This window comes from Cyanobium sp. ATX 6E8, assembly GCF_024346335.1.
In the GTDB taxonomy this organism is placed as follows: domain Bacteria; phylum Cyanobacteriota; class Cyanobacteriia; order PCC-6307; family Cyanobiaceae; genus Cyanobium_A.
The window spans coordinates 23,785-34,703 of record NZ_JAGQCT010000005.1 but is presented as its reverse complement, the minus strand read 5'-3'; the positions used below and the strand labels follow the sequence as shown (position 1 = coordinate 34,703).

Here is a 10,919-nt window from a genome sequence, read left to right as displayed (position 1 = left end):
TGCAAAGATGGGGGTTGGTCCAGTTGTGGCGCCGTGGCCTTTCACGCGCTCGCCGGGCTATTTCGCCAGGATTGTTGTGTCTGCCTCCAACACCCCCCAGCCCCGCAGAACCAGGCCCAGACAGCGATCTCGGAAGCGCCAGCTGTGCTGCCCGGCCCATCCCGAGCAGCAGCTCGCGGGGGGCGGTAAACGCTATTTCCTCCATCTGCTCACAGTGGAAGAGCTCACCCAGCGGGGCATGGACAGCAAAACCGCCCGGCTGGTGATCGGTGCCTACCCCGTGCTCACCCTCAGCGACGAGTGGCTGGAAGAGCTGTTTTGCCCGCAATGCGGCATGGCCCGCTGGTGCCACGTGGTGCGCCATAACCGGGTGGAGCACACGGTGCGCTGGGCGGCGCGGGAGCTGTGGGAGCAGGTGGCCCATGTGGATCCACTGCATGCCAACCCCAGCATCAGTGAATTCAGCCGGCGGGCGGCGGGAAGGGCCAACAGCCAACGCCGCTATCGAGAGCCCTGAGCCAATCCCGTCTGCCCGCAAACCCGTCGATCTCCCTTTTCAGCTCACGGCCAACCCTCAGCCCATGCCCTTCGATTCCAGTTCCCGCATCCTGATCACCGGCGGCACAGGCAGCTTCGGGAAAGCGTTCATCGCCGAAACGCTGAAGTGCTACCCCAAGATCGAGCGGCTGGTGGTGTACAGCCGCGACGAACTTAAGCAGTGGGAACTTCAACAGCACTATCCCGAGCGCGACTTTCCCCAGCTGCGCTTCTTCATCGGCGACGTGCGCAACCAGGAGCGACTCAGGCGGGCCTTGGCGGGCATCGACACGGTGGTGCACGCCGCAGCGCTCAAGCAGGTGCCGGCGGCGGAATACAACCCGATCGAATTCATCAACACCAATGTGATGGGCGCCGAGAACGTGGTGCAGGCCTGCCTGGATACCGACGTGCGGCGGGTGGTGGCTCTGAGCACCGACAAGGCGGCCGCCCCAATCAACCTCTATGGCGCCACCAAGCTCTGCTCCGACAAGCTGTTCATCGCCGCCAACAACATCAAGGGAAAGCGCGATCTGGCCTTTTCGGTGGTGCGTTACGGCAATGTAATGGGCTCGCGCGGATCGGTGATCCCTTTCTTCCTGGAAAAGGCGAAAACAGGCGTGCTGCCGATCACCGATCCGGAGATGACACGCTTCAACATCTCGCTGAGCGAGGGGGTGGCCATGGTGCTCTGGGCCCTGGAGAACTCCCTGGGCGGGGAGCTGTTTGTGCCCAAGATCCCCAGCTACCGGATCACCGATGTAGCCGAGGCGATCGGGCCGAGCTGCGAGAAGCCGATCACCGGCATTCGTCCTGGCGAGAAGATCCACGAGGAGATGATCACCGCCTCAGACAGTTTCACCACGGTCGACTTAGGCGCCTACTACGCAATCCTGCCCAGCGACGGCCGCGTGCTGCAGCGCTACCAGGAGGCCGGCATCAGCAGCACTGCCGTGCCCACGGGGTTTGCCTACAACTCCGGCTCCAATCCTGAGTTCCTCAGCGTGGAGCAGCTGCGTGAGCTGATCCGCGAGCATGTGCACCCTGCTTTCCAGCCCGCATGAGCAGCGACCCGAGGCCCTTCCTCCCTTACGGCCGCCAAACCATCACCGAAGCGGATATCGCCGCGGTGGAGGCGGTGTTGCGCAGCCCCTTCCTCACCCAGGGGCCTGCGGTGCCCGCTTTCGAGCAGGCAGTGGCTGCGAGGGTGGGTGCCACCCATGGGGTGGCGGTGAACAGTGCCACCAGCGCCCTGCACATCGCCTGCCTAGCCCTGGGGCTAGGGCCGGGTGATCACCTCTGGACCTCTCCGATCACGTTTGTAGCCTCGGCCAACTGCGGCCGCTACTGCGGCGCCACGGTCGACTTTGTCGATATTGAGCCCGCCACCGGGCTGATGAGCGTGGCGTCGCTAAAAGCCAAGCTGGAGCAGGCCGAACGAGATGGCACCCTGCCAAAGGTGGTGGTTCCGGTGCATCTCACGGGCAGCAGCTGCGACATGGCGGCGATTGGTGCGTTGGCCGAGCGCTATGGCTTTGCGGTGCTGGAGGATGCCAGCCATGCGATAGGCGGCCGCTACCGGGGCGAGCCAGTGGGCAACTGCCGCCACAGCGCCATCACGGTGTTCAGCTTCCACCCGGTGAAGATCATCACCACCGGTGAAGGCGGCCTGGCCAACACCAACGAGCCGCTGCTGGCCCAGCGCATGGCGGAACTGCGCAGCCACGGCATCGTGCGTGACGCCGAGCGCTTTGAGCGGCCAGCGGCGGGTCCCTGGGTGTATGAGCAACAGCAGCTAGGCTTCAACTACCGGATCACAGATATCCAGGCGGCGCTGGGGCTGAGTCAGCTGCAACGGCTCGATGAAATCGTGGCAGAGCGAAACCGGCAACTGCAGCGCTACCGGGAGCTGCTGGCTGGATTGCCGGTGAAGCTACTGGAGGTGCCAAAGCATGTACTGAGTTCCGTGCACTTGGCCGTGATCCGCCTGCAGCAGGCCACTGCCGAGCAGCATCGGCAGGTGTTTGAGCGGCTGCGTGCCGCTGGGATCGGCGTGCAGCTGCACTACAGCCCGGTGCATCTGCAGCCGTATTACAGGCAGTCGGGGTTCAAGGAGGGAGATTTCCCCGTAGCGGAGGCCTATGCGAGCACTGCCATCAGCCTTCCTCTCTACCCAGGCATGCAGGAGCCTGATCAGCAGCGTGTTGTGGATGCTCTCACTGCTTTGCTGCTGCCATGACACCACAGCTCTGCCTGGGCACCGCGCAGTTCGGCTTGGCCTACGGCATTACCAATTCGGCTGGGCAGGTGTCAGAAGATGAGGTGGCGCAGCTTCTGTCCCAGGCGCAGGATGCCGGCATCCTCTATTTGGATACCGCTCAGGCCTATGGCAACGCAGAGATGGTGCTTGGCCGCCAGTTGCCAGCTTCCCATTGCTTCAAAATAATCAGCAAGCTCCCGGCCCAGCCGCAGCCTGTGTTCTGTGCCCGAGACTCAGACGCCTGGGAGCAAACCTTTTTAGCAAGCTGCCAGCGCCTTGATGTGCAGGGCCTAGATGCGTTGCTGCTGCATGCCCCAGCGGACCTGCGCAAACCAGGTGGCGAACATCTAGAGACTTGGTTGCTGAGCTTGCGGGAGCGAGGCCTAGTGCAGCGGCTTGGCGTGTCGATCTATGCCGCTGAGGATCTCGAAGGGGTGAATCCAGGCTTGCTCGATCTAGTACAGTTGCCTTTATCTCTTTTGGATCAGCGGTTGCTGCAAGACGGCACCTTGGCCCGCCTGCGTGCCTCTGGTACTGGTATTCATGCCCGCAGCCTTTACCTGCAGGGCTTGCTGCTTACCCCTGCCGAGAAGTGGCCGCCTTGGGTGAGCCCGGAAGTGCGTGCCAATCAGCATGCTCTAGAGGCTCTAGCGCAGGAGAGAGGTTGTCGGTTGATCGATCTGGCCCTCGGATTTGCTCGTGACAAAGAGGATTTGGAAGCGGTGGTGATAGGAGTTTGCAGCAGGCAAGAACTGGCGGAACTGAGTACCGCTTGGTCACTATCCTCACCGCTGCAAAAGATTGAGTGGAGATCTTGGGCTCTTAATGACCAAATTTTCCTTGATCCACGACGGTGGCCGAACTTATGACTAATCCTCTCCAGCGTGATGTGTTTCTTTCAGGGGAGGGAGACGCCTGGTTCCAGCGCAATCGACGCAATCAGCCGCTTGCCGATACCGCTGAAGATCCGCTACTGCCTTTGTTGCTGGAACTGCCCCTTGAGGCTGGATCTGGCACATCGGTGGTTGAAGTCGGCTGTGGACAGGGTTTGCGTCTCCAGAGCTTGGCGAATCAGAGAGACTGGGCGATCTCAGGCGTAGATCCCAGCGCCCAGGCTGTCGCCGCAGCAGAGCAGCTTGGTGTTGACGCTCGGGTTGGCACAGCGGACTCTCTTCCCTACTCCGACCGGAGTGTTGATCTGCTGGTGTTTGGTTTTTGCCTCTATCTCTGTGATCGAGATCATCTCTTTCAAATTGCTGCTGAAGCTCATCGAGTTCTAAAACCCGAAAGTTGGTTGGCCATCCTTGATTTCTGGTCGCCCTATCAACGCAGTAATCCCTATCACCATAAGATCGGTATATTGAGTTTCAAATCTAACCTTCCAGCCATGTTTCTTTGGCATCCTGAGTATGTGATCACAGACCATAAGCTCAGGCATCACACCCCCCCCTACTGCCATACCGACTCTGCCGATGACTGGGTGGCAGCCACGGTTATTCGTCGATCTGCAATATCGCCTCTTTAGCCTGTGACCGCTCAGACTGCAGCTATCGTTCAGGCGCGCACAAGCTCCAGTCGCCTTCCAAGGAAGGTATTGGCTGATCTGGGTGGACGGCCCCTAATCGCCTTTCTTCTGGAGCGCTTGCGTCGCTGTGATGTGGTTGACACCATTTTGCTGGCGACCACTAATCAGCCTGCAGATGATGAGCTGGTTGATTTAGCTCAATCGCTTGGGGTCAGCGTGGTTCGTGGCTCTGAGCACGACGTGCTAGCACGATTTGCGCTTGCGGCTGCATCCACCACAGCTTCAACTCTCGTTCGGGTGACTGGAGATTGTCCGCTTGTCGATCCAGATCTGCTGGCCAAGGTGATATCGGATTTCCATCGCCAGGGGGTGGATTATCTGACTAATTGCGTGCCTCCCTCGTATCCCGATGGCCTCGACCTTGAGGTCTTCACTCGCGATGCATTGCTACGTGCCCAAGCCGAGTGTCATTCCGCAACTCAGCGGGAACATGTCACCCCTTGGATGCGAGAAAGCGGTGCTCTTCGAGTCGGATCTCTGCATCACAGCTCAGATTTGTCTGCAATGCGCTGGACCGTGGATGAGCCAGAAGACCTTGAGGTGATCCGCGCTGTGGTCCACCATTTCGGACAGCAGTCCGACTTTTCCTGGCTTGATGTTCTTGAGCTGCACCAGCGGCAACCGCACTTGTTTGCCGCCAATTCCAGTTTCGCGCGCAACGAAGGGGCACGGATGGGCGAAGGCCAGAAGCTCTGGCGCCGTGCCAAGCGGGTGATTCCCGGCGGCAACATGCTGCTCTCCAAGCGGGCCGAGATGTTCCTGCCGGAGCAGTGGCCGGCCTACTTCTCCCGGGCTAAAGGCTGCCGGGTTTGGGATCTCGACGGCCGCGAGCTCATCGACATGAGCATCATGGGGATTGGCACCAACCTGCTCGGCTACGGCCATCCCGAGGTGGATGCTTCCGTGGCGGCCACCGTGGCTGGCGGCAACATGAGCACCCTCAACTGCCCGGAGGAGGTGTGGCTGGCTGAACGTTTGGTGGCCCTGCATCCCTGGGCTGAGATGGCCCGCTTCGCCCGCAGCGGCGGCGAGGCCAATGCCATTGCCATCCGTATCGCCCGTGCCGCTACCGGGCGTGACACGGTGGCCATCTGCGGCTACCACGGCTGGCACGACTGGTATCTCGCCACCAACCTCCAGAACGATTCAGGCCTCGAGGAGCACCTGCTCCCGGGTCTGGAGCCCAACGGCGTGCCGAGGGCCCTGGCGGGAAGCGTGCAGCCCTTCAGTTTCAACCGCCTGGATCAGCTGGAAAGCATTGCTGCCACCCATGAGCTGGCCGCCGTGAAGATGGAGGTGCAGCGCACCAACCCACCGGATCCCGGTTTCCTAGAGGGCGTACGTGAGCTGTGCACCCGCCGCGGCATCGTGCTGATCTTTGATGAATGCACCTCCGGCTTCCGCGAAACATTCGGTGGCCTGCATCTGAAATACGGCGTGGAGCCCGATATGGCGATGTTCGGTAAGGCCCTCGGCAATGGCTACGCCATCACCGCCACCATCGGCCGCCGTGCCGTGATGGAGGCGGCCCAAAGCACGTTCATCAGCAGCACGTTCTGGACCGAGCGCATCGGGCCCAGTGCTGCTCTGAAGACGCTTGAGGTGATGGAGCGGGAACGCAGCTGGGAGCAGGTCACTGCCACGGGCCTGCAGCTGCGCCGGAGCTGGCAGGAGCTGGCCGATCGGCATGGGCTGGCTATCAGCCACAACGGCCTGGCCGCACTCACGGGTTTTGCCTTCCAAAGCCCGAAAGCTCTGGAATACAAGACGCTGATCAGCCAGGAGATGCTGAAGAAGGGCTATCTGGCCGCCACCAGCTGCTATTTGTCGCTGGCCCATACTCGAGAATTAGTGGAGGCTTACTTGCTAGGGCTGGATGGGGTGTTTGCCTTGATTGCAGAATGTGAGCAAGGTCGTCCAGTAGCTGATCTTCTGGAAGGGCCGGTTTGCCATGGCGGCTTTAAGCGGCTGAATTAATGGCTGATTCCGTCTTGGTCGTCGCCGCCCACCCCGACGACGAAGTGCTCGGCTGCGGCGGCACCATCGCCCGCCATGCCGACGCTGGCGATACGGTGCAGGTGTTGATCGTGGCGGAAGGGGCCACATCAAGGCAAGTGCAGCGCGACCGGGGCGAAGCAGCTGAGGAACTCTCCAGCCTTGCGCACGCTGCACAGACGGCCGGCGCCATCCTGGGCGCGGCGGGCGTGGAGCTTCTAGATCTGCCCGACAACCGTCTCGACTCCCTCGATCGGTTGGATCTGATCAAACAGATCGAAGAGCGCATTGCCCGGCACCAGCCCCAGGTGGTGTATGTGCACCACGCCGGTGATGTGAACATCGACCATCGCCGTCTGCATGAGTCGGTGGTCACCGCCTGCCGGCCCACGCCAGGCCAGCCGGTGCGGCGGCTCTTGAGCTACGAGGTGGCCAGCAGCACGGAGTGGCAGCCGCCTGGCTCAGCGCCGGCCTTCCAGCCCAACTGGTTTGTGGACATCACGGCCCAGTGGGCCCGCAAACGGCAGGCCCTGGATGCCTACGCCGCCGAGATGCGGCCCTGGCCCCATGCCCGCTCGATTGAGGCCCTGGAACACCTGGCCCGCTGGCGCGGCGCCCAGGCGGGGGTGGAGGCCGCTGAGGCCTTCTGTCTGCTTCGAGAGCTGCGCTGATCCACTTGTCGCCCGGATTAGGATTGGATCATGGCCAAGATCCAATTACGACCCAGGTCTGTGCCCGCCAGGCAGTCCCGTATCAGCGAAGCCCGGTTTCGTGACCGGGTGGTGCGCATGGGCGTGGTTGGGCAGCCAGCCACCACGGCTGCGGCCATGGAGGGCCTGCTGCGCCAGGGGATCTGCACCCAGGCTGCCCGGCAGTGGCTGGATCAGAAGCCGGAGGCCTCAGAATCTCGTGATCAGCTGCTGGCGCAGGTCTACGAGCGGCTCGAGGAGTGCCCGACGCCTGGCACCGAATGGCAGGGTGTCCGCAAGGTCCTCGACGACGACGCCCTGCTCGCTGCCTTGCTGGGGATTGGGCCTGTCTCTGTGCGGCGCTATGCCAAGGGCGAGCGCCACTGCCCCGATGCGGTTGCGGCCCGGCTGCACTGGCTGGCCCTGCTGATCGATCAGCTGGAGGGCACCTACAACGCCTATGGAATCCGCCGCTGGTTCCAGCGCCCTCGCGCCGCGCTGGATGGTCAAGCGCCGCAGGATCGGCTCAAAGGCGATTGGGATCCCGACGATGACGCCATTCAGCCTCTCGTTGCTCTGGCTCAATCAGCCAGCCTTGGTTTGCTGGCAACCTGAGCGGATCGCGCTTTGAGCCCGCTTCGTCTTGGTTTTCGCGTCTGCGATCGCCGCTACCCCTTCCTCTGGCAATCGCCCGGGCAACAGGCCGGCCGCTGGAACCGTGCCTGCGATGAGCCCGTGCACTATCTGGCCAACACCCCCACGGTGGCCTGGGCCGAATGGATCCGCCATCAGGAAATCGAGGATCCGGCGGATCTGGAGGGCGTAGCAGCAGCGCTCTGGGCCGTGCTGATTCCTGATCACTGGACTGATCCGGATCTTCAGCCTGTGAACCTATCCATAGAATTGGTGCTGGGAACTACACCGGCTGCCAAAGACGCCAGGCTTGCCCTGGTGGATCAGCTGAAGGCACAAGGTGCCCAGGGGTTGCTGGCCCCCAGCGCAGCGCTCCATCACAGCGATATAGCCCTCCCCTGCATGCGTCTGTTCGAGGGTGGCGAACAGGCCGATGACCTGCCGATCCCGGCACAGGTGATCCTGCTGTGGTGTGCGGCAGAGCAGCTGCCGGGATGGTGCTGTGTGCGCGAGGGTCGCCCCGGACCTGAGCTGCTGCCCTTGGTGCGAAGGGAGGGGATGCTGCCTCCATGACGCCTACCATCCTCATCCGCGCCGACGCCTCCCTCTCGATCGGCAGCGGCCATGTGATGCGCTGCCGCACCCTGGCGCGGGAGCTGCGCCGCCGCGGGGCGTACGTCACCTTTCTCTGCCGGCGCCAGCCCTGCGATCTGATCAGCCTGCTGGAGCAGGAGTTTTCGGTGTTGGCCCTGCCGGAATTGCCGCTGTCGGCGACGCCATCGCCGGAGGGTGAGCCGCTGCATGGCCGTCAGCTCCATAGCGCCTGGCTGGGCTGCAGCCAGGACCAGGACGCAGCCGACTGCCTACAGGCCCTGGCCAAGGCCGGCATCCGCAGCGCCAGCTGGCTGGTGATGGACCACTACGGTTTGGATGCCACCTGGGAAATCCACCTGCTGGCAGGCCTGGCCGCAGCTGCCCCGCCCCGGTTGCTGGTGATCGACGACTTGGCCGATCGGCCGCACCAGGCGGATCTGCTGCTCGACCAGAACTTCTTCGCTGAGGCCACCGAGGGCCGCTATGCGGGCCTGGTGCCGGAGCAGTGCCGCCAGCTGCTGGGGCCCCACTACGCGCTGCTGGGGCCCCACTACGCCCAGCTGCATCCGCTGGTGCCGCCGCGCACGGAGCTGCGGCGGGTGCTGGTGTTCTTCGGTGGCGTGGATCCGTCCAACCTCACGGTCCAGGCTCTGGGGGCTCTGCTGGCGCCCGAGCTCGCCCACCTGGCGGTGGATGTGGTGCTGGGTTTGCAGTCGCCCCATCGCCAGGCGGTGGCGGAGCTGGTGGCCCGCCGGCCCCACACCACGCTGTACGACCCCCTGCCCAGCCTGGCGGGCCTGATCGCCCGAGCCGATCTGGCGATTGGCGCCGGCGGCGCCACCACCTGGGAGCGGGCCTGCCTTGGGCTGCCCTCGCTGGTGGTGGCGATTGCTGACAACCAGCTGCCCTTTGCGGTGGCCCTGGATCAGGTGGGTGCAATCCAGCTGCTCGGCGATGTCGCGAGCGTGTTCGCTGAGCAGATCGTCCAGGCGTTGCTGCCGGCTCTGCAAGGCCCCTGGCCCCGGGCCTGCGGCCACGGCCTCACCGATGGCTGGGGAGCAGCGCGGGTGGTCACAGCGCTGCTGGGCCTGGAACCCCCGCTCCAGCTGCGGCCGGCCACTGCTGCGGATGAAGCACTGCTGCTGCGCTGGGCCAATAACCCGGATGTACGCGCCAACAGCTTCTCGCCCGCTCCGATCTCCCCGGCCGATCACCAGCGCTGGTTTCGGGCCGGCCTGGCTGATGCCAACCTCCTGCTGCTGATCGCCAGCGACGCCCAGGGCTGCCCGCTGGGCCAGATCCGCTTTGATCGCCAGCCGCAGCCTGCGGTTGAGGCGCCCCGCGAGGCGATGATTGATCTATCGCTGGATCGCTGCGCCCGCGGCCAGGGGCTGGCCACAGAACTGGTGCGCCTGGGCTTGCAGGCCATGGAGCAGCACTGGGGCCCCGGGACGGAAGCGGTGGCTGAGGTGCTGGCCGGTAACACCGCCAGCCAGGCCACCTTCGTTAGAGCTGGCTTTGCGGTCGAGGTCATCCCGTTAGTCCCCCCCCCGTCTCGCACTGCGACACGTTGGCGCTGGCGCCCAGCCGCCTCACCCTGCTCAGCGATGCCTCCAGCTGGCTGAACGACGATCTCCCCCAGCTGATCGAGGCCCTCTGGAGGCGGGGCCATGCCGTGCGCTGGATCCACCACCCCACCGATTTGGCCCCAGGCGATGTGTGTTTGCTGCTGAGTTGCGGCCGCCTGCTCAGCCCCGATCAGTTAGCCCTGCACCGCCACATCTTGGTGGTGCACGAGAGCGCCCTGCCCCAGGGCCAGGGCTGGAGCCCGATGACCTGGCAGATCCTCGAAGGCGCCAGCCAGATCCCCATCACTCTCTTTGAAGCCACCGCCGCACTGGACGCTGGGCCGATCTATCTGCAGCACACGATCGACCTGCAGGGAACGGAGCTGGTGGAGGAGTGGCGAGCCCTGCAGGCCGAAGCCACAATCGCCCTCTGCCTGGAGTGGCTGGATCGCTACGCCGAAGTACTTGCGCACGCCCTGCCCCAGCAAGGAGAGGCCAGCCACTACCGCCGCCGCCGCCCGGCCGATTCCGAGCTGGATCCCCAGCGTTCCCTGGCAGAGCAGCTGAACGTGCTGCGGGTGGTGGACAACCAGCGCTATCCCGCTTTTGTGGAGCTGCGGGGGCGGCGCTATGGGCTGCAAATCCAGCCAGCCCCCCTACGATCCCCTCAGCCCCCTGGCTCTCCATTGCCATGACGGCCTTCACCTACGAGCGTGATCTCGACCACCCCGTGGCTGCGGAGGTGGAGCAGACCATCCGCGATGTTTTGGAAGGGCACCTGACCAGCCAGGGCCTCGAGGGTGTACTGGTGAATCCTGGGCTCGACCACGACGGCGACCCGGTGCTCTTCGTGCACCTCAAGTTCCGGCTTGTGGAGCCCGGCATTGATCTCAATACGCTCAGCCAGAGCACCCTGGCTGTACGCCGTGCACTCTGGGCCATCGGGGAACGGCGTTTTCCACACCTCCGCTACGACTTTCACGACGACCAGCGCATGATCGGAACGGAGCACTGGTAAGGATGGCGCGTCATCCAGCTGATGACGACCCAAACGCTCG

General features: G+C 63.8%; 12 protein-coding genes and 1 pseudogene. All 13 read left to right on the top strand.

Annotated features, from left to right (window positions below):
* Positions 1-214 precede the first annotated feature (214 nt).
* The 13 genes and pseudogenes from KBY70_RS06035 to KBY70_RS05980 all read left to right on the top strand — a co-directional run bounded on the left by KBY70_RS06035 (position 215) and on the right by KBY70_RS05980 (position 10,879).
* Positions 215-517 (top strand): hypothetical protein, encoded by a 303-nt coding sequence (locus KBY70_RS06035; RefSeq protein WP_254987792.1) that lies wholly within the window; start codon positions 215-217, stop codon positions 515-517.
* 64 nt (positions 518-581) lie between these two features.
* Positions 582-1,601, top strand: a complete 1,020-nt coding sequence (gene pseB, locus KBY70_RS06030) for a UDP-N-acetylglucosamine 4,6-dehydratase (inverting) (protein WP_254987791.1) — start codon at positions 582-584, stop codon at positions 1,599-1,601.
* The gene (gene pseC, locus KBY70_RS06025; protein ID WP_254987790.1) at positions 1,598-2,776 is read left to right on the top strand and encodes a UDP-4-amino-4,6-dideoxy-N-acetyl-beta-L-altrosamine transaminase; all 1,179 of its coding nucleotides are present in this window, start codon (positions 1,598-1,600) and stop codon (positions 2,774-2,776) included. The genes pseB and pseC overlap by 4 nt, the downstream gene beginning before the upstream one ends.
* Positions 2,773-3,666, top strand: a complete 894-nt coding sequence (locus KBY70_RS06020) for an aldo/keto reductase (protein WP_254987789.1) — start codon at positions 2,773-2,775, stop codon at positions 3,664-3,666. The genes pseC and KBY70_RS06020 overlap by 4 nt, the downstream gene beginning before the upstream one ends.
* Positions 3,663-4,322, top strand: coding sequence for a class I SAM-dependent methyltransferase (locus KBY70_RS06015; RefSeq protein ID WP_254987788.1), 660 nt, complete (start codon positions 3,663-3,665; stop codon positions 4,320-4,322). The genes KBY70_RS06020 and KBY70_RS06015 overlap by 4 nt, the downstream gene beginning before the upstream one ends.
* Before the next feature lie 3 nt (positions 4,323-4,325).
* Positions 4,326-4,838 (top strand): annotated as a pseudogene (locus KBY70_RS14545) (cytidylyltransferase domain-containing protein); the annotation flags it as partial.
* Between the two features lie 48 nt (positions 4,839-4,886).
* On the top strand, positions 4,887-6,359 hold the full coding sequence (locus KBY70_RS06010; RefSeq protein ID WP_254987787.1) for an aminotransferase class III-fold pyridoxal phosphate-dependent enzyme: 1,473 nt from the start codon (positions 4,887-4,889) through the stop codon (positions 6,357-6,359).
* Positions 6,359-7,048, top strand: a complete 690-nt coding sequence (locus tag KBY70_RS06005; protein ID WP_254987786.1) for a PIG-L deacetylase family protein — start codon at positions 6,359-6,361, stop codon at positions 7,046-7,048. The genes KBY70_RS06010 and KBY70_RS06005 overlap by 1 nt, the downstream gene beginning before the upstream one ends.
* Positions 7,049-7,165: 117 nt before the next feature.
* The gene (locus tag KBY70_RS06000) at positions 7,166-7,681 is read left to right on the top strand and encodes a hypothetical protein (RefSeq protein ID WP_254987785.1); all 516 of its coding nucleotides are present in this window, start codon (positions 7,166-7,168) and stop codon (positions 7,679-7,681) included.
* A gap of 12 nt (positions 7,682-7,693) precedes the next feature.
* Entirely contained in the window at positions 7,694-8,272 is a 579-nt protein-coding gene (locus KBY70_RS05995; RefSeq protein WP_254987784.1) for an RES domain-containing protein, read from the top strand.
* Positions 8,269-9,918 carry a UDP-2,4-diacetamido-2,4,6-trideoxy-beta-L-altropyranose hydrolase gene (gene pseG, locus KBY70_RS05990; RefSeq protein WP_254987783.1) on the top strand — a complete coding sequence of 550 codons (1,650 nt, stop codon included), beginning with the start codon at positions 8,269-8,271 and terminating at the stop codon, positions 9,916-9,918. The genes KBY70_RS05995 and pseG overlap by 4 nt, the downstream gene beginning before the upstream one ends.
* Positions 9,864-10,556: a formyltransferase family protein gene (locus KBY70_RS05985; RefSeq protein WP_254987782.1), complete on the top strand. Its 693-nt coding sequence runs from the start codon at positions 9,864-9,866 to the stop codon at positions 10,554-10,556. Before pseG ends, KBY70_RS05985 begins: the two co-directional genes overlap by 55 nt.
* Positions 10,553-10,879: a hypothetical protein gene (locus KBY70_RS05980; RefSeq protein WP_254987781.1), complete on the top strand. Its 327-nt coding sequence runs from the start codon at positions 10,553-10,555 to the stop codon at positions 10,877-10,879. Before KBY70_RS05985 ends, KBY70_RS05980 begins: the two co-directional genes overlap by 4 nt.
* The last annotated feature ends 40 nt before the right edge of the window (positions 10,880-10,919 follow it).

Bases quoted from the DNA above. Each gene is read 5' to 3' on its own strand.
- KBY70_RS06015 (WP_254987788.1), top strand. From the start codon at position 3,663: ATGACTAATCCTCTCCAGCGTGATGTGTTTCTTTCAGGGGAGGGAGAC.
- KBY70_RS06010 (WP_254987787.1), top strand. From the start codon at position 4,887: ATGCGCTGGACCGTGGATGAGCCAGAAGACCTTGAGGTGATCCGCGCT.
- pseC (WP_254987790.1), top strand. From the start codon at position 1,598: ATGAGCAGCGACCCGAGGCCCTTCCTCCCTTACGGCCGCCAAACCATC.
- KBY70_RS06005 (WP_254987786.1), top strand. From the start codon at position 6,359: ATGGCTGATTCCGTCTTGGTCGTCGCCGCCCACCCCGACGACGAAGTG.
- KBY70_RS05980 (WP_254987781.1), top strand. From the start codon at position 10,553: ATGACGGCCTTCACCTACGAGCGTGATCTCGACCACCCCGTGGCTGCG.
- pseG (WP_254987783.1), top strand. From the start codon at position 8,269: ATGACGCCTACCATCCTCATCCGCGCCGACGCCTCCCTCTCGATCGGC.
- pseB (WP_254987791.1), top strand. From the start codon at position 582: ATGCCCTTCGATTCCAGTTCCCGCATCCTGATCACCGGCGGCACAGGC.
- KBY70_RS06020 (WP_254987789.1), top strand. From the start codon at position 2,773: ATGACACCACAGCTCTGCCTGGGCACCGCGCAGTTCGGCTTGGCCTAC.
- KBY70_RS06000 (WP_254987785.1), top strand. From the start codon at position 7,166: ATGGGCGTGGTTGGGCAGCCAGCCACCACGGCTGCGGCCATGGAGGGC.